The sequence below is a fragment of the Arthrobacter rhizosphaerae genome, from assembly GCF_023062595.1.
Classification (GTDB): domain Bacteria; phylum Actinomycetota; class Actinomycetes; order Actinomycetales; family Micrococcaceae; genus Arthrobacter; species Arthrobacter rhizosphaerae.
Window position 1 is genome coordinate 184,647 of the sequence record NZ_JALLAN010000009.1, and the last position, 19,547, is coordinate 204,193.

At 61.4% G+C, this 19,547-nt stretch carries 20 protein-coding genes; 15 read left to right on the forward strand and 5 right to left on the reverse strand.

Annotated elements, in window-relative coordinates:
• Positions 1 to 10 precede the first annotated feature (10 nt).
• From MU551_RS13925 to MU551_RS13940, 4 genes are all read left to right on the forward strand, one after another.
• Positions 11 to 1,144 (forward strand): FAD-dependent oxidoreductase, encoded by a 1,134-nt coding sequence (locus MU551_RS13925; RefSeq protein WP_247045533.1) that lies wholly within the window; start codon positions 11 to 13, stop codon positions 1,142 to 1,144.
• Positions 1,145 to 1,204: 60 nt separating this feature from the next.
• Positions 1,205 to 1,891: a GntR family transcriptional regulator gene (locus MU551_RS13930; RefSeq protein ID WP_247045535.1), complete on the forward strand. Its 687-nt coding sequence runs from the start codon at positions 1,205 to 1,207 to the stop codon at positions 1,889 to 1,891.
• A 52-nt stretch (positions 1,892 to 1,943) separates the two neighbouring features.
• Complete coding sequence (locus MU551_RS13935; protein WP_247045537.1) at positions 1,944 to 2,609, forward strand: GntR family transcriptional regulator; 666 nt, start codon at positions 1,944 to 1,946, stop codon at positions 2,607 to 2,609.
• A 201-nt stretch (positions 2,610 to 2,810) separates the two neighbouring features.
• A complete protein-coding gene (locus tag MU551_RS13940) occupies positions 2,811 to 4,262 on the forward strand; it encodes an MFS transporter (RefSeq protein WP_247045538.1) in 1,452 nt (483 codons plus the stop codon).
• Here MU551_RS13940 and MU551_RS13945 read toward each other — a convergent pair.
• The gene (locus MU551_RS13945) at positions 4,160 to 4,513 is read right to left on the reverse strand and encodes a TraR/DksA family transcriptional regulator (protein WP_247045540.1); all 354 of its coding nucleotides are present in this window, start codon (positions 4,511 to 4,513) and stop codon (positions 4,160 to 4,162) included. The two genes, MU551_RS13940 and MU551_RS13945, sit on opposite strands and share 103 nt — an antisense overlap.
• A 132-nt stretch (positions 4,514 to 4,645) precedes the next feature.
• Here MU551_RS13945 and MU551_RS13950 point away from each other — a divergent pair, with 132 nt between their 5' ends.
• The 3 genes from MU551_RS13950 to MU551_RS13960 are packed head-to-tail and all read left to right on the forward strand — an operon-like array spanning position 4,646 to position 7,212.
• On the forward strand, positions 4,646 to 5,248 hold the full coding sequence (locus MU551_RS13950) for a helix-turn-helix domain-containing protein (protein ID WP_247045542.1): 603 nt from the start codon (positions 4,646 to 4,648) through the stop codon (positions 5,246 to 5,248).
• Positions 5,241 to 5,963: a B3/B4 domain-containing protein gene (locus MU551_RS13955; RefSeq protein WP_247045544.1), complete on the forward strand. Its 723-nt coding sequence runs from the start codon at positions 5,241 to 5,243 to the stop codon at positions 5,961 to 5,963. The genes MU551_RS13950 and MU551_RS13955 overlap by 8 nt, the downstream gene beginning before the upstream one ends.
• 31 nt (positions 5,964 to 5,994) lie before the next feature.
• Complete coding sequence (locus MU551_RS13960) at positions 5,995 to 7,212, forward strand: trans-sulfuration enzyme family protein (protein ID WP_247045546.1); 1,218 nt, start codon at positions 5,995 to 5,997, stop codon at positions 7,210 to 7,212.
• Positions 7,213 to 7,221: 9 nt separating this feature from the next.
• Here the strand turns inward: MU551_RS13960 and MU551_RS13965 are convergent, their stop codons facing one another.
• The gene (locus MU551_RS13965; protein ID WP_247045548.1) at positions 7,222 to 8,448 is read right to left on the reverse strand and encodes an MFS transporter; all 1,227 of its coding nucleotides are present in this window, start codon (positions 8,446 to 8,448) and stop codon (positions 7,222 to 7,224) included.
• 29 nt (positions 8,449 to 8,477) lie between these two features.
• Positions 8,478 to 9,365 carry a dihydrodipicolinate synthase family protein gene (locus MU551_RS13970; protein WP_247045550.1) on the reverse strand — a complete coding sequence of 296 codons (888 nt, stop codon included), beginning with the start codon at positions 9,363 to 9,365 and terminating at the stop codon, positions 8,478 to 8,480.
• A 125-nt stretch (positions 9,366 to 9,490) separates the two neighbouring features.
• Here MU551_RS13970 and pdxR point away from each other — a divergent pair, with 125 nt between their 5' ends.
• The gene (gene pdxR, locus MU551_RS13975) at positions 9,491 to 10,900 is read left to right on the forward strand and encodes a MocR-like pyridoxine biosynthesis transcription factor PdxR (protein WP_247045552.1); all 1,410 of its coding nucleotides are present in this window, start codon (positions 9,491 to 9,493) and stop codon (positions 10,898 to 10,900) included.
• 12 nt (positions 10,901 to 10,912) lie between these two features.
• Here pdxR and MU551_RS13980 read toward each other — a convergent pair whose 3' ends face one another.
• Both MU551_RS13980 and MU551_RS13985 read right to left on the reverse strand, forming a co-directional pair.
• Entirely contained in the window at positions 10,913 to 11,719 is an 807-nt protein-coding gene (locus MU551_RS13980) for an alpha/beta fold hydrolase (protein WP_247045554.1), read from the reverse strand.
• A 161-nt stretch (positions 11,720 to 11,880) separates the two neighbouring features.
• On the reverse strand, positions 11,881 to 12,120 hold the full coding sequence (locus tag MU551_RS13985; protein ID WP_247045556.1) for a hypothetical protein: 240 nt from the start codon (positions 12,118 to 12,120) through the stop codon (positions 11,881 to 11,883).
• Positions 12,121 to 12,469: 349 nt separating this feature from the next.
• Here MU551_RS13985 and MU551_RS13990 point away from each other — a divergent pair, with 349 nt between their 5' ends.
• The 7 genes from MU551_RS13990 to MU551_RS14020 all read left to right on the forward strand — a co-directional run.
• Entirely contained in the window at positions 12,470 to 13,831 is a 1,362-nt protein-coding gene (locus MU551_RS13990) for an aspartate aminotransferase family protein (protein ID WP_247045558.1), read from the forward strand.
• A 125-nt stretch (positions 13,832 to 13,956) separates the two neighbouring features.
• Positions 13,957 to 15,090 (forward strand): ROK family protein, encoded by a 1,134-nt coding sequence (locus MU551_RS13995; RefSeq protein WP_247045559.1) that lies wholly within the window; start codon positions 13,957 to 13,959, stop codon positions 15,088 to 15,090.
• 290 nt (positions 15,091 to 15,380) lie between these two features.
• Positions 15,381 to 16,307 (forward strand): ABC transporter substrate-binding protein, encoded by a 927-nt coding sequence (locus MU551_RS14000; protein ID WP_247045561.1) that lies wholly within the window; start codon positions 15,381 to 15,383, stop codon positions 16,305 to 16,307.
• A 47-nt stretch (positions 16,308 to 16,354) separates the two neighbouring features.
• Positions 16,355 to 17,257, forward strand: coding sequence for an amino acid ABC transporter permease (locus tag MU551_RS14005; RefSeq protein WP_247045562.1), 903 nt, complete (start codon positions 16,355 to 16,357; stop codon positions 17,255 to 17,257).
• On the forward strand, positions 17,254 to 18,021 hold the full coding sequence (locus MU551_RS14010) for an amino acid ABC transporter ATP-binding protein (protein ID WP_247045565.1): 768 nt from the start codon (positions 17,254 to 17,256) through the stop codon (positions 18,019 to 18,021). Before MU551_RS14005 ends, MU551_RS14010 begins: the two co-directional genes overlap by 4 nt.
• Positions 18,022 to 18,023: 2 nt before the next feature.
• Positions 18,024 to 19,157 (forward strand): FAD-dependent oxidoreductase, encoded by a 1,134-nt coding sequence (locus tag MU551_RS14015; RefSeq protein WP_247045567.1) that lies wholly within the window; start codon positions 18,024 to 18,026, stop codon positions 19,155 to 19,157.
• Between the two features lie 38 nt (positions 19,158 to 19,195).
• Positions 19,196 to 19,547, forward strand: a 352-nt coding sequence (locus MU551_RS14020; RefSeq protein ID WP_247045569.1) for an aldehyde dehydrogenase family protein, incomplete at its 3' end; no start/stop codon positions are given.

A 19,547-nucleotide genomic window follows, 5' to 3' on the forward strand; every position in this document is an offset into this window, starting at 1 on the left:
TGCTCTAGACATGGACGGAAAACTGGCAGTCATCGGACTGGGCAGCATCGGAAGCATGGCGTTGTGGCAGGCATCGCACCTGACTGACTCCGTCACGGGATTCGAGGCGCAGTCACCTGCCCACGGCAGAAGTGCCGTGGGCGGTGATACCAGGCTCTTTCGGATGATCTACCGTGGAGTACCTGACCTGTACCCCATCCTGGAACGCTCACGTGATCTCTGGGCTGAACTGGAAGCAGAAACCGGACAGGACATCCTCACACGCTGCGGCGGACTGTCCATCGGCACTGCCGACGGCCCCTACATCCGCAGCCTTCTGGAAACCGCCCGAGCCAACGGGGCGGCCCACGAAGTCCTCAGCCGCGACGAAATGGCAGAACGCTACCCGCAGCACAACCTCCGCCCGGACGACTGCGCCGTCTACGATCCGAATGCAGGGGTCCTGCGCACCGACCGTGCCGTCACAGCGGCCGTTGCCGCAGCCCAGGCGAACGGTGCGACAGTCCACAGCAACACCCCGATCGACAGCATCACCGAAACCGGGGACGGCGTTGTTATCACCTCCGGAGAGAAGTCCTGGATCTTCGAGAACGTCATCGTCTCCTCCGGCGGCTGGTCCCAGCGGCTGATGCCCGACTACCTGAAGGCGGCAACCCAGACCAAGCGCGTCTTCCTGACCTGGTTCGTCGCCAGCGACGCGTCAGAGTTCTCGCCCGATAGGTTCCCTACTTTCAACCGGATGTATGAGGACAGTTCCATGTACGGTGCACCCGCCGTGGACGGGGTCACAGTCAAAGCCACCCTTGATGGCCGCGGCACAGTAACACCGGACCCCGACGGTTTCCCCAGGGAACTCTCAACAAGCGAAATCGCCGAGACTATCGAAACGATCTCTGAATTCATCCCCGGCCTCATCCCGACGATCGTCCGCTCCGATGCCTTTCCGGACCTCTACACCACGGACCGGAACCCGCTGCTGGGCTGGTTCAGCCAGTCAAGCAGGATTTACGGCGCCACAGGCTTCTCCGGCGGAGGGTTCAAGAACGCCACCGGCTACGGGCACATTGCCGCTTACGAAGCCCTCGGCAAGGGGACCGTCGATGGTCTGGATTTCGTCAGGCCCGAACGCTTCAAGACGAGTTAGACCAACCTGCAGCCACAACGGGCTGCACTATGCAGAAAGCGTGAGATGAGTGGGATGTCAATGGCGGCACCAGAAGAACTGTTTGCCCTGGAGGAAAGACCCACAGCACAGCTGATCGCTGATCATCTGCGTGAACAAATCGTCCAAGGATCCATCCGCCCCGGGCAACAGATCAATGAATACTTCCTGGCGAGCCAGCTCAACATGTCCAGAAGTCCTGTCAGGGAAGCGCTACAGCGTTTGTGCCAGGAAGGGATCCTCGTTTATCGGCGCAATCACGGAGTGTTCGTCTCCCAAATTGAGAGGCATGACCTGAGAGAGATCTACAAGGTTCGTGAGTCCCTCGAATCCGCTGCGGCCGGCAGGCTGTTGGATGGCAGCCTTAGGCAGATCAAAGCCACCTGCGTAGCGCTGAAGGAGATTGTGAATGAAATGGCCAAGCAGGTGGCCACTTCCGACCAGCAGGCAATTGCACGCCTTGAGCTGCAGTTCCACTCAGCCCTCGTTGCCGGCGCGGGTAATACGCGTTTCATCCGTATTTATAGGACACTCGCGGCTGAATCAAGAATGTGTAACCTCGACTTGGATTTGTCCCATGCACGGCTGGAGGTTCTGGTAGGGGAACATCAGAACATCGTGGACCTACTTGAGGCAGGCGACAGGGAAGGTCTCGTCAAGGCCATTAGGCGGCATAGGCAGACAGCCGTTGATGAACTTGTCGCAATTCAGCAGGCTGGAGGGCCCTAACCCTTAGGCTGAGACCCATAGCTGTATAATCGACAATCGACAAGAGGGGGAAATGATGGACGGCAAGTTCAAGTGGCAAGAACAGCGGACGACGACGCCGGACGGCGTATACCGCGTGCTGCGGACAGCCATCCTGGACGGAAGTGTGCCTCCGGGGGAACAGTTGCGCGAGACACACATCGCGGCCGATCTCGGAATCAGCCGGTCCCCTTTACGTGAGGCGCTGACCCGGCTTGAGGAAGAGGGGCTTGTCGTGAAGATCCCCTTCCGGGGATCCTTCGTTGTGGAGGTGAGTGCCCGCGACGTCGCTGAGATCGCTGCAATCCGTTTGCTCGTGGAGCCTTACGCTGCCGAGCTCTCGGCTCCGACTTTGCGGGGCGCTGAACAGCTTCGGTTGAAGCAAACCATCGAGGAACTTTACCGGGCAACGGACACGCACGATATCCCGGCCAGCGTTGATGCTCACCTCCGCTTCCACAGGCTCTTCTACGAATTTTCGGGGAACTCCGCCCTGCAGGCTCTTTGGAACGGTTGGGAGAACAAGCTGCGTCTCTACTTCGCAGTCGACCACCCTACCTATAGCGACCTCCATGAAATCGCCGTCGAGCACGAGAGACTGGCTGCGCTTGCTTTGGACGGCGACTTCGATGCCTTCCGCCAGGAGATGGGCGGCCAGTTCCGCAACGCGCTCAGCGCTGAAAGTCCACAGCAAACGTAGCTGCTGAATCGTCGGCGTCGAGAGTGGTCCGGCGTGTTTATTGTTGCCGCAGGGATGTCTTCCAACTGGAAGGCACCCCTGTTGTCATATACCGCCATAACCGAATTATTGCGAATCATTCTTGATAAGCTTGGAGGACATTCCCCCACCTCTGCACTAAGGATTCGTCATGTTCCCCGCCCTCCCAGTAGGCAGCAACAGATGAGGCCGACGGCGGCGCGAAAGTTGCGCCTGAAACCCACCCGGCGCCCTGCAAGAGTTGAGCCTGCCCCGCAGCTACTGCTGGCCAGCCCGCTCATCTTCAACATCGGCTTCTTTGCTGTTGTGCCGTTCCTCGCGGTCGCTATGCGGAACGACTTCGGCATGGGCGCGATGGCCATTGGAATCGTCCTTGGGGCGCGCACATTCGCCCAGCAGGGCATGTTCCTTTTCGGTGGGGTAATTGCTGACCGCTGGGGAGCACGGCAATCGATGATCGCCGGCTGCCTGGTGCGGATTACGGGCTTCCTGACGTTGGCCTGGGCCTCCGACTTTCCGCTGTTCCTGATCGGTGCCGTCGTTACCGGCATTGGCGGCGCACTGTTTTCACCCGCCCTTCAAAGCCTCGTGGCGGCAGCCTCCCAGGGAGGCGCTACGCAGAAGGCGGAAGCCGTGGAAGGCGCAACACAAGATGACACCGCTCGCCGCGGCAAGGGCAAGCACCACAACAGAGCATCGCTTTTTGCCTTGGTGGTGGTGTTCGGGGAGATAGGCACGGTTGTCGGTCCTCTATTGGGGTCCCTGCTGCTCCATACCGGCTTTGATACCGCCCTGCTGGCAGGGGCCGCCGTGTTCGCCGTCATGGCGCTGGTCTTTTGGCTGTTCATCCCCAAACCTCAAATCCAAGCACCCAAAGCCTCAACCGAATCGCCCGGCCACTCACAGACGTCGGGCCTTTGGTCCTGCCTCAGGGAGAAAAGGTTCATCGGGTTCGCTGCTTTTTACAGTGTCAATCTCCTGGCGGCCAACCAGCTCTATTTCGGCCTTCCCGTGGAACTGGAACGCAGCGGCGCGGGTGTCCAGGCTCTGGCGGTCGTCTTTGCATACGCGTCCGTCCTGACAATTACTCTTCAATGGCCTGTTGCACGGCTGATGCGCAAGGCCGGACCTAAAACCGCGCTCCCCCTCGGCTTTGCCCTCCAGTCCACGGGATTCGCTTCCGTCGCGGCCCTGGCGATCATCCCACCGCCAGCGGATCTGCCGATACTGCCTGCCCTCGTACTGGTGACGGGCCTTGCCTTCGGCAACATGTGCGTGACACCCATAGCGATGGGACTAGTACTCGAGTTTTCTGCCGGACGTCCCACCGGGGCGTATTACGGGCTGCTCGCCAGCGCCGGAGGGCTCGCCGTCGTCCTCGGCAACACCGCCCTGGCCCCACTTTACGAACTCGCGTACACGCCCTCAATCACTGCACCCGCTCCCTGGATTCTCCTGTCCCTGCTCGGAGCAATAACTGCAACGTTCATCCGCCGCTTCGTCCCCAAATCGCCCGCCCACGCCGCAATGATTCAGGACCTCGCGGATGCATGCCCGATGCAGAAAGGTGTCCAGGGTCTGGCCTCAAGGCGGCCCTCCGGAATGGCAGCCCCGCACACCGCACAAAATCCATAACTTCCGTCTGAAATCCGCTCAAGGGCGCCCTCGATCTGCTCCAGCCCCGCCCGGCTTTGCTCCAACAGCGCAGTAGCCTGGGAAAGCTCGAAAGCGATGGTGCTGCCTTCGGGATCATGCTCATCATCAACATTTGAGTTCTCCCGGGCCGCACTCACTGAGCCTATGTCTTGGCGGAGTGCCTTCAGGAGGGCATGCTTGCGGTCCCGCTCTCCCTCGAGAATGGCCCGGAAATGCGCCACGTCCACCATGGCCTGCAGGCTACCGCGAACACCCGGGCACCGTCGAGGATTACGGCATTCTGGACCAGATCAACCTGGGCCAACCGGGGGCTGACTGCGCAGACTGTTGAAAGTGCACTTGCAGTGCACTATTATGCATCTATGGATGAAAGCATAGCCTCTCTCGCGTCGGCAATCGGCTCCCGGGTCAAACAGGAACGTCAAGCCCGTCGCTGGACTCTGGATCAGTTGGCCGAAGCGGCAGGCGTAAGCCGTCGCATGATCATCAATGTGGAACAGGCAACAATGAACCCGAGTGTTGGCACCCTGTTGCGGATCAGCGATGCCCTAGGAGTGGGTCTCCCTGATTTGGTGCAGTCCCCCGAGTCCAAGGCCGTCAAGGTGATCCGGAAGGGTGAGGGGGCGGTTCTTTGGAGCAGCGAATCCGGCGGACGCGGCGTGCTCGTGGCCGGGACGGAACCTCCCGAAGTGGTTGAACTCTGGGATTGGATCCTTGGACCGGGCGACAAGCACGCCAGCGAGCCCCACACGCCCGGCACCAAGGAGCTCCTGCAGGTGCAGGAAGGGACGGTCGCAGTCACCGCAGCGGACCAAACGGTCGCCCTCGAGGCCGGTGATTCGATAACTTTCCCCGGGGACGTGGCCCACTCATACGCCAACAACACCACTGAACCGGCGAGGTTCTCGCTCGCAGTCTTCGAGCGTGGCGTGGGTTCACCGCACCGGGAGGCCGGCAATGAGTAACGCCGAAGCCCTCCATGAAATCCTCAGAGCAGCGCACGTCGAGCCCGCCGTATTCGAGCTTCGACCCGACTACCGCGCCCTGTTGATCGCTGTCGACGGACTCGTGCCGGGACCCAGCGACGATGCCGGCAACGCCTTGCTGGAGCAGGCGGAAGCGGCGGCCAAAGCGGCACTCGCCGAGCAGAAAGTGGAACACCTCCCGCACGTTGCTGCCTGGCGGGAGGCCTACCAGTCGTTTGGAGCCAAGCCAAACCGAACACGGAACAGCCTTGAGGCGCTGGTGCGCCGCGCTGACGCCGGGCTCCCCCGGGTCAACAGACTTACGGACCTCTACAACGCCGTCTCGGTGCTGCACCAGATTCCTCTCGGCGGCGAAGACCTTGCCCGCTACATCGGGGCACCCCGGCTTATCCGTGCAACGGGTCAAGAACCCTTCGACACAGTTGCAAGCGGAACGCCGCTGATTGAATACCCCGACCCAGGTGAGGTGGTCTGGTGTGATGACGACGGCGTGACCTGCCGCCGCTGGAACTGGCGTCAGGGCCGGCGCACCCAACTCCGGGACGAGACCACCACAGCCTTATTCATCCTCGACGCTCTCGAGCCAATGACCACCGAAGCCATCCTCGCCGCCGGTGAAGACCTCACAACACACATCGTCCGTCTTGGCCCCGGCGTCGTCACCGCCCAGCGCCTCGTCGAGGCCGCTCAGTGAAGCACACAACTTTCCGAAGGAAACCACAGCAATGAAGCGAACCCCTGACAAGCACAACCGGTCCTCCGTCCATGACTCCACCTGGGCAGTCCATGGAGGAAACAGCATCGACAAGGGTACCGGCGCGCTCCGCACGCCCTTGGTCATGGCAAATTCCTACGTGCTCCCCGATGACCCGTCCGCTATGGACTGGTCGAGTGTTGACGAGGGACTGGTCTACACAAGAAACGCCGGCGCCAACCAGGTGGCTCTTGAAACCAAGCTGGCGGCCATGGAGGGCGCCGAAGCAGCAGCCGCCTTCGCAACCGGTGTGGCAGCCCTGCACGGCGTCTTCTTCACCCTCCTGAAATCCGGCGATCACGTGGTGGTCTCCAATGTGACCTATGAAGCGGTGTACCGTCTGTTCGGGGAACTTCTTCCGGAAAAGTACGGCATCCAGGCGACGTTCGTTGATGCCGATGATCTCGAGGCAGTTCGGGTTGCCATCCGTTCCAACACGAAGCTCATCCATGCCGAAACCATTGCGAACCCGACAACGAAGGTGGCCAATGTCGCAGCACTTGCAGGCATCGCCAAAGACGCCGGCGTACTGCTGACCATCGACGCCACGTTCACGCCGGCACCCTTCTACCGCGCTCTTGACGACGGGGCCGATCTTGTCATCCACTCGCTGACCAAATACATCAACGGCCACGGTGATGCCATGGGCGGCGTGGTGACCGGGCGTCGCGAACTGGTCCAGCACATACGGCACGACGCCATTGTCGATGCCGGCGGCGTGATTTCCCCGTTCAACGCATGGATGATCATGCGCGGCTCCGTCACCTTGCCGCTGCGCCTCAAGCAGCAGTTCTCAAGCGCTGAAAAAGTCGCAGCCCTTCTGGAATCCGATCCGCGGATTGCCTACGTCCTCTACCCCGGATTGGCCTCCCACCCACAGCACGAGCTGGCCGGCAAACAGTTCGGTGGCCGCGGATACGGCGGCGTGCTCGCGTTCGCCGTCGAAGGAGACTCGAACACCCAAAACCGCTTCGTGAAAAACCTGCAGGTCATCACCTCCGCTGTATCCCTTGGACACGATGAAACGCTCATCGTGCACGTGGGCCCGGATGCGCGCGGAGGATCGGAAAATTACCCGGCCTCGTTCCACAAATACGGTCATTTGCGTCTTTCGATCGGCCTCGAGGACCCGGAAGACATCATTGACGACATCCTCAGCGCCCTGGACAAGACGTTCGGGGATCAGTAACGCCTGGACCTAAAGGCCAGCCGTCCCCTTCCGGCGGCGGTCAAGGACGGAAACGGTTACCGTCACGAGGATGAGTCCGGATGCCAGGAACAAAGGAAGCTGGGGAGCAGATGTGATCATTGCCCCTGCCAAGGCAGTACCGGCCGAGCCCGCGGTAATTTTCAAGGCGCCTATCCAGACAAACACCTGACCACGCGCCTCAGCAGGTGCGTACTCGCTACGGGCTGCCAGGGTTGCGGCGAAGAAGCAGGAGTTGAGTAGCCCGGCGAAAGCGTAGGCCACGATGGCCGCAGGGAATACTCCGGCGAGAGCTGCCCCGCAAAGGGCAGCACCCACGGCAGCACCGAGCCAGGTCATCAGCGGGTCTGCATCGGTTCTCATGGGCCGGATCATTACGCCTGCGGATCCGATCAGTCCGCCCAGACCGTAGGCAGCCGTCAGTAGCCCTGCCGCAGCCGGTTCAACCTGTAGTTCCCCCGTGGAGGCGACGGCGGTGATGGGCAACGCTGCGACAGACAGGGCGACGACGACGGTCAGGTAGAGCGTGCGCCGCAAGGGACCGCTTGCGACCATCATCAGCAGTGTCCGGCCCGGCCGGGGAACGTCTGAGGGAACTGCTGCAGGCGGCGAATAAGGCAAGAGTCTCACGACGGCGGCCGCGACAACCGTCGAGCCGGAGAGGATCAGTGCCGCCATGGCAGGATCTGCCCATGCCGAGACGGCCGCCACGAGCGCAGGCCCAATGGTGCCGCCGATGCCGTACGTGGCAACGTCCCACCCCTGAGCCCGGCGCTGGCTTGTTCTGTCACTGCCGGCGATAGCTGCCAGACGGCTGCTGATGCCACCTGTCAGGAGCGGGCCAACCAGCCCGGAGGCCAGGAGCAGTACGCCCGGCACTATGGGCGGTGTCACCGGGTACAGCAGGACAGCAGCAGCCAGGGTCACGCCATGCGCGATGCAGGCCAAGGCGATCACCGTTCGACCATCACGGGCGGTGTCCAGACGCCTGGCAATGAGGGGACCAAAGAGATGCGGGGCGGTGATGCACGCACCAAGGATCCCGGCCAGCCACCCAGGGGCGCCGCTTGTCGTCACCAGCAGGACGATGGCGACGACGGCACCGCCGTCCGCACTCCGCGCCAACGTCGCCGCCACGACGTAACGTGCAAGGCCTCCGGAAGCCGTGGACTTTCCTGCGTCCGTCCGGGTCCGGATTTTTCCAGGGAGAAGGCTCATTACCCGCTCCTCCTCGTCGCTGCCACAGGTTATGCCTCCAGCCCGCATTGGCGGATGGCTTGCGCAACTTTCTCCCGGCCATCGCTGTCCAGCCCGCGCAAAGGTCGCGGCAGCACTGAAGACTTTACGAGTCCGAGATCTTCTGCAAGGGCCGCAGTCACCCGGAGGCTGCCGTAGGTTCGAAACAAAGACGTGACCGGTTCAAGCTCTGCCGAGGCTTGCAGAGCGAGATCGCGGCGACCGCCCAGGGCATGATCCACGATGGCCTTGGCCTGTTGGGGAAGCACCCCCGCAATTACTGAATACCAGACGTTGCAACCGGCCAGCAAAGCCTCCGCAGCAACCCAGTCCCCACTGATACCCACCGATGTCTCCTGCGGCAGCCGGGAGCGAAGCTTGCTGACCCGCGTCGAAACTTCTCCGGCAACCGGTGGCGGTATTTTTATGGCCGCTATTCCCGGGATCCTGGCGATGCGTGCGTGAAGATCGTCAGTGAAGGTGAAGCCGGTGGTACCCGGGTTGTCGTAGACGACGATGGGAAGGGCTGATTCAGCGGCAACATCCTCATACAGGCCGAATACTTCTGCATCGGTGAGCCGCTGGTAGGAGACGGGTGCCAGAAGCAGGGCAGATGCACCTGCGGTCTGCGCATCCCCTGCCAATGCGAGCACGTCCCTCGTGCGTAGTGCCCCTATACCGGCAAGGACGGGAACGCCGTTGGCCGCATCCACAGAAGCCTCCAGCACAGCCCGCCGTTCATTGCGGGACAAATAGGCATAGTTTCCCGTCGAGCCAAGGACACCCAGGGAGTCCACTCCGGCCTGGGCTGCGCGGGAAACCAGCAGAGCAACGGCTTTGAGATCGACATCTTCGCCCTGCATGGGCGTGAGGGGAAATGCACTGAGGCCGTTGAACACGGAGTCCTTCTTTCTTATGGCTGCGCAGCCGGGGCCAGAGCGCAACGTGAGGTAGTTACGGATTTCATGCTGCCAAAGGTTTTGGTCCTACACTAGGTCCAAGAATCACTAAGTCTGGAGGTCCAATGAGTGAAGCCGAAATCCCCATTGAACTGGACAGGGAAAGCAATGTTTCTTTGGCCGCACAGCTGGCAAGTCAGCTCCGGAAAGCCATCCTCGCCGGACTCCTCCAGCCCGAACACACCCTTCCTGCTACCCGCAGGATGGCCACAGGCTTGGGCATTTCACGTGGTGTGGTGGTTCGTGCGTTCGAGCAGCTGTCCGGGGAAGGGTTCCTCGAGAGCAGCGGAGCGGGCGGGACCAGGGTGGTTGTGCGCCCGGACATACAAAGCCCTCCCAGAAAGCAGCAGCATCCCAACCGCAGCCTGGACTCGGCTGACCTGATAGATCTGACTCCAGGACGGCCAGCCGGGTCACCGTTCAAAGACCGTGAATGGCGCAGTGCTTGGAAAAGGGCAGTATCGAAAGATGGATACTCGGATCTGCCGCCGGCGGTTGGGACATTGGTGTTGAGGGAAGCTGTCGCAGGACATCTGGCGGTGTCACGCGGACTCGCCGTCGAACCTGACGATGTCATTATCACGGCCGGAACCAGTGATGCGCTGCACCTGATTGTTTCCATGCTTCGCACCCGCGGAGACCGACCTCGCGTCCTGGTTGAGGATCCCGGTTACCCCAGAGCCCGTCGCGTCATGAGAGCCGCCGGCGCTCAGTTGCTGACCGTTCCGGTGGACGAGGACGGTCTGCGAACTTCACAACTGGCCGCGCTCAAGGAAATTCCGGACGCGGTTCTCATAACGCCCAGCCACCAGTATCCGCTGGGGGGCAGAATGGCCGTCCAGGATCGGCTGGGGCTCCTGAACTGGGCCGATCAACACAACGTGCTCGTTCTCGAGGATGACTACGACAGCGAATTCCGTCACAGCAGAATGCCCCTTCCTGCCATTGCATCCCTTCCCACAAATGCTGACGTAGTACTTCTGGGAACGTTTTCAAAGAACCTGAGCCCGTGGCTGCGATGTGGCTATCTGGTTGTTCGCGGCGACGCAGGTCGTGGGCTGAAAGCACTACGTGAGGCCATGGACACGCCTGTGGCAGGAGTATTGCAATCAGCCCTGGCGCACTACATCCAAGAGGGCGGGCTTTCACGCCACATCACACGCGCCCGCCGCGAGTACTCGCATCGCCGCGCCCTGGTTATTGACCGCCTCGGCCAACGCGGCAACCTGGAGCTCGGCGCCCTTGAGGGAGGGCTCCATGCAGTCATCCGTTTCCCAGAACCCAAGGCTGCCGTTGTGGCTGCGAAAGCCCTCCAGCAGGGAATCCGGGTGGTGCCTCTGGCTGACTATTACGCAGAACGGGCGCCAATGAACGGCCTCGTCATTGGATATGGTGCCGTCACTGACCTCCAACTGTCTGAAGCCCTCAATGTCCTGCGCAGCCTTCTCGACGCCAACCCATCAGCAGAAGATTAGCTGTCGCCGTCGTCAGTCCAGAAAGGTAGTCACAACCTCGCGCACCAGTTCAGTCCTCGCAAGCCCGAAAAAATGTGTTGTGCCGGGAAACACTGCGAGCTGCGACTCGGGCACTCCTTCAAAGTCGCCGTTCACATCTCCCCCGCGGAGCTGAAGGAAGCGCACCGCATGCTCGAGCTTGACCATGTCGCAATCGCCGACGGTGATCAGTGTGGGGGCGGCGATACCGCGGATTTCGTCATCACTCCACCCTGTGGTGCCCGCATCGTAGCCTCCGAGCTTGTCCAGCAGCCCCTGGAGATGCTCGTGGTCCGGGTGCGGCGAAACAGCCAGATAGCGCTGTTCCATTGGGGTACCGGCGATCATGTCGACTGTCATCGCGGCAACCGCTTCGGCGTTTCCGCCGCGGTCGCCGTCGGGGCGGAATGACACCGACGACACGATCAGTTTGCGCACAAGCTCCGGACGGTTGACCGCCAGGTGCAGTGCGACCGCGCCGCCGACGCTGAATCCAAACAGATCGACCTCGCGGACCTCCAGATGCGCAAGGAGCCCGATGACATCGGATGCCAGGTCACGCGTGTTCAGCGGACGGTCGATGTCGTTGGTCCGACCGTGACCTTGGAAGTCCGTGGCGATGACCCTGCGGCCCGCCGACAAGTTCGGAATCAACGCGCCAAACTGCTGCTCAATATCGAACAGTCCGCCATGCAAGAGCAACAGCGGGGTACCGCCGTCACCATGCAGCTCGTAGTACATCTGCATTCCGTTGACGGGGGCATACCCGCTTTCGGGAACTTCTGTCACTTCCGATTGCATCACCAGTCCTCGCCTCCGTTTCGGGCCATCCTAGTCCGGAGGCGGTCTCGGCGGCAGGGCCATCAGGCGCAACGGCGGGGGCGACCCTTGGTCTGGAACTGGGCCATCAGCCCTGCCATCCACGTCCTCGTCGTCCGGAGCTTGAAAGAGCCGGCGCTCGTCTATGAAGTTGGCTGCAGCGCGGATTCGAGCCTGAGGCCTTGGACTCCCCCAGCCGCCCCCGTCAATGCCCAGAACGCGGGGGTTCCGCTCAACGCGGGCATCACCTCTCCCTTGATGATGAACCTCGCGTCGCTTGGATCCCCGACGGCTGACCACCATCCGGTTGTCGGGCAGTGGTGACCTGTGCGTGATGGTTCGTCGAGAACGAGAGTCGAAGCAGCCGGGCGACGTTTCTTCATGACATTCCTTCAGTGAGAGGGCCGATAATTGCCGGCCTCGGTTGGTAATGCACATGGCCAGTTTAGCCGACTGTCAACAATCCACAATAGATCCGGGTGGTGATTTTTATTCCCTTAATAGGCAGTTGGATGCCCGTTGAAGTCGGCGCTCCGGGCAAAATCCAGGCCTGTCCCTCTCAATACGTGCGACACGATCACAAAAGTTTGTTGACAGTTGAACAGATGGCATTTAGATTCATAGTGAATCAAATAAACCACGCAGCTCGGTCGAACTGGTGCAGAAGGCGACGTTGACGGAGTTTTCCCACCCTCCCCCTGAACCAGACCCACCAGCCACCAAGGAGAAATCATGAGCAACACCCCCCAAACCATCCGCAAACCATCCCGGGCCATGATCAACGGCTTTGATCCCAACCGTCTCGGTGAACTCCCGGACCAGATGCAAAAGAACATCCGCCGCCGGGACCAGAGCCTCGGACCGAGCTACCGGCTCTTCTACGACACCCCCCTCGAAATCGTCCGTGGCAAGGGCGTCATCTTGTATGACCAGGAAGGCAATGACTACCTCGACGTCTACAACAACGTCCCCTCAGTCGGGCACGCCCACCCGAAAGTCATCTCCGCTGTCCACGAACAGATGCAGATACTGAACACCAACACCCGCTACGTCCAGGAATCGATCCTGGACTACTCGGAGCAGCTGCTCTCCACGTTCCCGGCCGAGCTTGGCCATGTCATGTTCACCTGCACCGGATCCGAAGCCAACGACCTCGCCATGCGCGTAGCCAAATATGCCACCGGGAACCAAGGCATCATCGTCACCTCCGGTGCCTACCACGGCCTGACAACCGAAGTAGCGTCCTTCTCGCCGTCCCTGGGTATCGGAGTGCCCCTGGGCGCAAACGTCCGCGTCATCGACGCCCCGGACGCCCTGCGCTTCTCCTCCGATCAAGGATCCCTCGAAGACCACCTCCGCAACCAGGTCCGCGCCGCCATCGCAGACCTCCACCGCCACGGCATCGGACTGGCAGCCTTCATCGCCGACAGCATCTTCTCCTCCGACGGCGTCTTCGACGGCCCCGCAGGCTTCCTGCGCCCCATCATCGAAGAAGTACACGCCGCCGGCGGCCTCTACATCGCCGACGAAGTACAACCCGGCTTCGGCCGCACCGGTGAGCAGTGGTGGGGCTTCCAACGCCACGGAATCACCCCCGACATCGTCACCATCGGCAAACCCATGGGTAACGGAATCCCCGTCGCGGCAGCGGTCTTCAAACCGGAACTCCTCGTAGAGTTCGGCAAGAACATCCGCTACTTCAACACCTTCGGCGGAAACTCCGTAGCCATCGCCGCCGCCCAGGCCGTCCTGGACGTCCTCCGCGAAGAATCACTGATAGAAAACGCCCACAAAGTCGGCGAAAAAATCATCACCGGACTCAAAGACCTCAGCCAAGGCCTGGACCAGGTCGCAGAAGTCCGCGGAAGCGGCTTCTTCATCGGCGTCGACCTCGTCACCGACCGGTCCTCGCTGACACCCAACAGCCAAGCCGCCGCCAGCATCGTGAACGCCCTCCGCGAAGACCGGATCCTCATCTCCGCCTGCGGCGCCCAAGGCAACGTCCTCAAACTCCGCCCCCCAATGCCCTTCTCCAACAACGACGCCGACCGCCTCCTCGAAGGAATGGGCCGCGCATTCAAAGCACTCCGCTAAACCAAACAGCGCCAGTACGCCCCGGAAATTTGTGCCCGTGCCGGGGCGTACTGCCCTTGGCCAGAATTAGCGGGAGCCGGCCAGGTCGTCCCAGCTCCGGTCTGAGACTCAATTAAGGTTGAGCTATGAGTAGCAACCCCACGGCGCGTGACTACAGCAAGGCGTCGGTGCTTGACGCCATTCTCTCAGAGGCGCCTTTGACGCGTACCAAGCTGATCGAGTTGACGCGTTTGAGCCAGCCGACGGTGTCCCGGAAGGTGGATGAGCTTCTTCTTGACGGATTCGTCGTTGAGCAGGGAGTCGATGCGGTAGTGCGCCGCGGTCGGCGCTCCACGTATTTGGATGTGCCCGGTACAGCGGGGCACATTGTCGGCATCGCTTTCGGGGCGCGAACCACCTGTGTCCTGGTGACGGACCTGAGAGGGCGCGAGTTGAGGCACGTGATTGTTCCCAGCCTTGAGGGGGGAGATGGCGCCACCACTGCCCAGTGGCTGGTCGACTTGATTGTGGAGACAAGTGATTCCGCACAGGGGCCATTGCGCCAAATCGTTGCCGCACTGCCCGGCCGTGTTGTCAACGGCAATCATTCGTCCGGAAGACCAGAATCAAGAAAGATTTTCATGGATTCGCTTCTCCAGAATTCTCTTGAAGATCGTTTGAAGGCTCCCGTGGTCCTTGAGAGCGATGCCAGTGCGTCCCTCCGGGGGATCCTGAAGGACGATACGAGTATAGGGAATGCTGCCTTGTTCATGCTTAGTACGGTGCTGAGCTTTGCAAGCTGTACTGATCATGAAATCGCTCAGGGGCGGACCCCTGCTTTCGGTAATCTGGGTGGTGTTCTCTTTTCCGGTGTCGGTGACGAAACCCTCGATGGGCTGTTGAGCACGAAAGGTCTCCTGGACTTCGCCAAGGCTCGGGGACTGGACCTGGACGGCGTCGAAGCGCTCTGGACCCAGACGCAGGAAGCGGAGTCCCGTGCGGAAGTGGTGGAGGCGTTTACGACGGCGATCGTGACCGCTGTCGGTGCCATTGCGGTTACCTTGGACCCGGAATCCGTGTATTTTGTGGGGCGCTTAAGTCCGCTAGTGGACGAAGTCCTGCCCGAGGCGCGCGCGCGACTCGCGCAAAGCCTTCCCATCGTCCCGGAAATCAGGGTTGAATCCCAAGTGGCCGGACTATCGGTGGCCCGGGGAGCAGCGTATGCGGGACTAGTCTTGGCCAAGACCCGGTTACGGGAATCGATGCTGGCCAGCTCTTAGTTCAGCGCATACGGGCGGACGAGTGCTCTCGACGCCAAGGGTTTCTACCACCTATCTTTAGTGTAGAGAAGTTGCACTGTTCAACAGTTGAATTATTACTGTTCAACTGTTGACATTGAACGAAAAGCAAGGTTTTATTGCTGTACGGAACGAGAGCTGAATCACAGCTCGGATGAAGCATCAAAGACAAACGCCGACCGCATGTTGCATCAGGACGCCGAGCGGCAAGGCATAGGAAAGACTGCACCTTCAGCCGGCACTTGCCGCTGAACCCATTGAAGGGAAGCACCATGAAGACCAGAAACACGATCCAGACGGCGGCCGCAGGGCTTGCTGTCCTGCTGGCCCTGACTGCCTGTGGCGGCGCGGCCACCGGCACCCGGGCAACGGACCTGCCCAAGACCCAGAACACCCGTGACATCTCAGAAGGTGTCCAGCCCGACGCAGCCGCGGTCGCACTGCTGCCCGAGTCCTTCAAAACCAAGGGCGAAATCACCGTCGCAATGGACCTGAGCTCCCCGCCGATGACCTTCCTGGCCGAAGACAACCAAACCCCCATCGGCCTCAACCCCGACCTCGCCCGCCTCGTCGCCAAAAAACTCGGCCTGAAGCTGAAGTTCGAGAACACGGCGTTCGACACCATCATTCCCGGCATCGACGGCGGCCGCTACGACTTCACCGCCACCACCATGTCCGCCACCGAGGAACGCCTCAAGGTCCTGGACATGATCAACTACCTCAAGGGCGGCTCCGCCGTGGCAGTAGCCAAGGACAACCCCCTCAAACTCACGAACGACACCCTCTGCGGCAAGAACATCGGCGTGACCAAGGGCTCCACCCAGCAACTCAAGCACCTGCCCAACGTCTCCAAGTGGACCTGTGAGGAAAAGGGCCAGCCCGCCATCAACGGCATCACGCTGCCCAACGTCCAGGAAGCCCTCACCCAGCTCGACTCCAAGCGGATCGACGGGGTCTTCTACGACGCCAGCGCCCTGGCCTGGGCCAACGAACAGCAGCCCAACCACTTCCACATCCTCGAACCCCGCATGGACACCCGCACCAACACCAACGTCGCCATGGGCCTGAAGAAGGGCTCACCGTTGACGCCGGCCCTGCAGGCAGCCATCCAGTCCGTCCTGGAAAGCCCCGAATACAAAGAAGCCCTCGAGCACTGGGGCCTCGGCGAATCAGCCATCACCGAAGCGGCGATCCGCTAGTGGGTGACCCTATGTTGAAAACGATTCCCCAAGGAAGCGGAACCACAATGACCGGGACGGATTCAGCGCTCAAGCCAAGGCTCAAGCGGCGCAGCACCTTCGAGTACGTCGCCTGGGTGGTGTGCAGCCTGATCGGCATCGGCATCCTGGCTTCGGTTTCGACGAACCCGAACTTCAGGTGGGGCGTTGTCGCCCAGTACTTCACCCACGACACAATCATCCGCGGGCTGATGCTCACACTCTTCCTGACCTTTGCCAGCATGGCCCTCGGAACGCTCCTGGGGCTGGGCCTGGCAATCATGAGGGGCTCGAAAATCAAGCCGATCGCGGCCACCGCGAATGTCTACATCACCATTTTCCGCGGCACCCCGGTCCTGGTGCAGCTGATCTTCTGGTTCAACGTCTCCGCGTTGTACCCGGACCTGTCCATCGGTATCCCGTTCACGGACATCGGCACCAAAATTGACACGAACGCCCTGATGGCACCCATCACCGCGGCCCTGGTCGGCCTGACCCTGAACGAGGCCGCTTACATGGCCGAGATCATCCGTGGCGGGTTCTCCTCGGTCGGCAAGGGCCAGATCGAAGCCGCTGACTCCCTGGGTATGAGCGGTGGGATGAAGATGCGCAAGGTCATCATCCCGCAGGCCATGCCCTCCATCATCCCGGCCACCGGTAACCAGGTCATCGGCATGTTCAAGGGAACCTCGCTCGTCAGTGTGCTCGGTGTCGCGGAACTGCTCCAAAGCGCCCAGCTGATCTACGCCCGCACCTACGAGACCATCCCGCTGCTTATCGTCGCCAGCCTCTGGTACCTCGTAATGACGCTGCTGCTGAGCTACCCGCAGTCCAAGCTCGAGCAGAAATACTCCCGCGCAACCTCCAGGCTTCCCCGGAAGGCGAAGAAAGCTGTTGTGCTGACCGAACCGGAAGAAGGTAACCTCCGATGAGCAACGACGGAACGATTCTTGCCCAGAAAATCCGGAAGTCCTTTGGGCCTAAAACAGTCCTCAAAGACATCAACCTGGAGATCGCCAGCGGAGAGATCTGCTGCATCATCGGCCCCAGCGGTTCCGGTAAATCCACCGTCCTGCGCTGCATCAACGGCCTGGAAACCGTGGACTCCGGAGTCCTGAAAGTTAACGGTGAGGACTTCGGCTACTACGAGACTGCCCACGCCTACCACGCGCACAGTCCCAAGAAGCTCGCCGAGCAGCGCACCAGGGTGGGGATGGTATTCCAGTCCTTCAACCTGTTCCCGAACATGACCGCGCTGGAAAACATCATGTCCGGGCCGGTCCTGGTCAAGGGTGCAGATAAGAAACAGGCAGCCAAGCGGGCGCACGAACTGCTCGCCAGCGTCGGCCTGGCCGGGTTCGGGGACTACTACCCGGCCCAGCTCTCCGGCGGGCAGCAGCAGCGCGTCGCCATCGCGCGGTCCCTTGCCATGGATCCGGAGATCATGCTCTTCGACGAGCCGACCTCAGCCCTGGACCCCGAAAAGGTCGGTGAAGTTCTCGCCGTCATGAAGGACCTCGCCAAAAAGGGCATGACCATGGTGGTTGTCACCCATGAAATGGGCTTCGCCCGCGAAGTGGCCGACTCCCTGATCTTCATGGACGATGGCTACATCGTCGAACGCGGTGACGCCCGGGAAGTCCTGTCCAACCCCCAGGAACCCCGCACCCAGGCCTTCCTGGAGCAGGTGCTCTAACCGTGGATGGAAAACTCGCCGTTATCGGCCTGGGCAGCATCGGAAGCATGGCGTTGTGGCAGGCCTCGCGCCTGTCCGATTCCGTCACCGGATTCGAAGCCGCGTCTCCCGCCCACGGCCGCAGTGCCGTGGGCGGGGACACCCGCCTGTTCCGCATGCTGTACCGCGGAGTGCCTGAGCTCTACCCCATCCTGGAACGCTCACGCGATCTCTGGGCTGAGCTGGAAGCCGAAACAGGCCAAAGCATCCTTACCAGGTGCGGCGGGCTCTCCATCGGCACCAAAGACGGGCCCTACATCCCGGTCTTGCTGGAAACCGCCAGGGCCAACGGCGCCGAACACGAAATCCTCAGCCGCGAGGAGATGGCCGAACGGTACCCGCAGCACAACCTCCGCGCGGACGACGTCGCCGTCTACGATCCGCACGCCGGCGCCCTGCGCACCGACCGTGCGGTCACGGCGGCCGTGGCCGCAGCGGAAGCCAACGGCGCAACAGTCCACAGCAACACCCCGATCGACAGCATCACCGAAACCGCCGACGGCGTCGTCATCACCTCAGGTGAGAAGTCCTGGACTTTCGAGAGTGTCATCATCTCCTCGGGCGGCTGGTCCCAGCGCCTGATGCCCGATTACCTGAAGGCCGCAACCCAGACCAAACGCGTATTCCTGACCTGGTTCGTCGCTAAAAACGGGGCCGAATTCACTTCCGAGAACTTCCCCGTCTTCATCCGGATCTCCGGGGACCGCTCCATGTATGGGGCGCCCGCCGTGGATGGGGTTACGGTCAAGGCAACCCTGGACGGTCGCGGCGGACCAACGCCGGACGCGGACGCCGTGCCCAGAGAACTGACTCCCGCAGAAATTACCGAGACCATCGAAACCGTCACGGAGTTTTTCCCCGGTCTGTTTCCCAACATCGTTCGGTCGGACGCCTTTCCAGACCTTTTCACCACGGACGGTCACCCCCTGCTCGGTAGGGTCAAAGAAGGAAGCAGGATCTACTGTGCTACTGGCTTCTCCGGTGGCGGCTTCAAAAATGCCACTGGATTCGGCGAAATCGCTGCACACGAAGCCCTCGGCAAACGATCTTTCGACGGCCTGGCGTTCGTGCGTCCCCAGCGATTCAAAACCAGCTGACCCGGTAGCCCCTTCCCTTCCATCATTGAAAGCGTGACATGAGCACTTCATTTGATCCCAGTACCCTCTACACCGACCTGTTCATAGATGGCGCCTGGCAGAAGGCCAGCAGCGGGGCGACGTTCCCTGTTGAGAACCCGGCCACAAATGAAGTCATTGCCCACGTCGCCGATGGTGGACCGGAAGATGCTGCCCTGGCCATCCAGGCCGCGGGCCGTGCCCAGGCATCGTGGGGCAAGTCCACTCCGCGGGAACGGGCGGACATTCTGCGCCGTGCCTTTGAGCTGGTCATCGCCAACACCGACCACCTCGCGGCGATCATGACCGCGGAGATGGGCAAACCCCTGGCCGAGGCGAAGGGTGAGGTGGTCTACGGGGCCGAAATGCTTC

What these genes read in the sequence shown, in the direction of transcription:
- MU551_RS13925 (WP_247045533.1), top strand. Translation starts at nt 11, where the DNA reads ATGGACGGAAAACTGGCAGTCATCGGACTGGGCAGCATCGGAAGCATG.
- MU551_RS13930 (WP_247045535.1), top strand. Translation starts at nt 1,205, where the DNA reads ATGGCGGCACCAGAAGAACTGTTTGCCCTGGAGGAAAGACCCACAGCA.
- MU551_RS13935 (WP_247045537.1), top strand. Translation starts at nt 1,944, where the DNA reads ATGATGGACGGCAAGTTCAAGTGGCAAGAACAGCGGACGACGACGCCG.
- MU551_RS13940 (WP_247045538.1), top strand. Translation starts at nt 2,811, where the DNA reads ATGAGGCCGACGGCGGCGCGAAAGTTGCGCCTGAAACCCACCCGGCGC.
- MU551_RS13945 (WP_247045540.1), bottom strand. Translation starts at nt 4,513, where the DNA reads ATGGTGGACGTGGCGCATTTCCGGGCCATTCTCGAGGGAGAGCGGGAC.
- MU551_RS13950 (WP_247045542.1), top strand. Translation starts at nt 4,646, where the DNA reads ATGGATGAAAGCATAGCCTCTCTCGCGTCGGCAATCGGCTCCCGGGTC.
- MU551_RS13955 (WP_247045544.1), top strand. Translation starts at nt 5,241, where the DNA reads ATGAGTAACGCCGAAGCCCTCCATGAAATCCTCAGAGCAGCGCACGTC.
- MU551_RS13960 (WP_247045546.1), top strand. Translation starts at nt 5,995, where the DNA reads ATGAAGCGAACCCCTGACAAGCACAACCGGTCCTCCGTCCATGACTCC.
- MU551_RS13965 (WP_247045548.1), bottom strand. Translation starts at nt 8,448, where the DNA reads ATGAGCCTTCTCCCTGGAAAAATCCGGACCCGGACGGACGCAGGAAAG.
- pdxR (WP_247045552.1), top strand. Translation starts at nt 9,491, where the DNA reads ATGAGTGAAGCCGAAATCCCCATTGAACTGGACAGGGAAAGCAATGTT.
- MU551_RS13980 (WP_247045554.1), bottom strand. Translation starts at nt 11,719, where the DNA reads ATGCAATCGGAAGTGACAGAAGTTCCCGAAAGCGGGTATGCCCCCGTC.
- MU551_RS13985 (WP_247045556.1), bottom strand. Translation starts at nt 12,120, where the DNA reads ATGAAGAAACGTCGCCCGGCTGCTTCGACTCTCGTTCTCGACGAACCA.
- MU551_RS13990 (WP_247045558.1), top strand. Translation starts at nt 12,470, where the DNA reads ATGAGCAACACCCCCCAAACCATCCGCAAACCATCCCGGGCCATGATC.
- MU551_RS13995 (WP_247045559.1), top strand. Translation starts at nt 13,957, where the DNA reads ATGAGTAGCAACCCCACGGCGCGTGACTACAGCAAGGCGTCGGTGCTT.
- MU551_RS14000 (WP_247045561.1), top strand. Translation starts at nt 15,381, where the DNA reads ATGAAGACCAGAAACACGATCCAGACGGCGGCCGCAGGGCTTGCTGTC.
- MU551_RS14005 (WP_247045562.1), top strand. Translation starts at nt 16,355, where the DNA reads ATGACCGGGACGGATTCAGCGCTCAAGCCAAGGCTCAAGCGGCGCAGC.
- MU551_RS14010 (WP_247045565.1), top strand. Translation starts at nt 17,254, where the DNA reads ATGAGCAACGACGGAACGATTCTTGCCCAGAAAATCCGGAAGTCCTTT.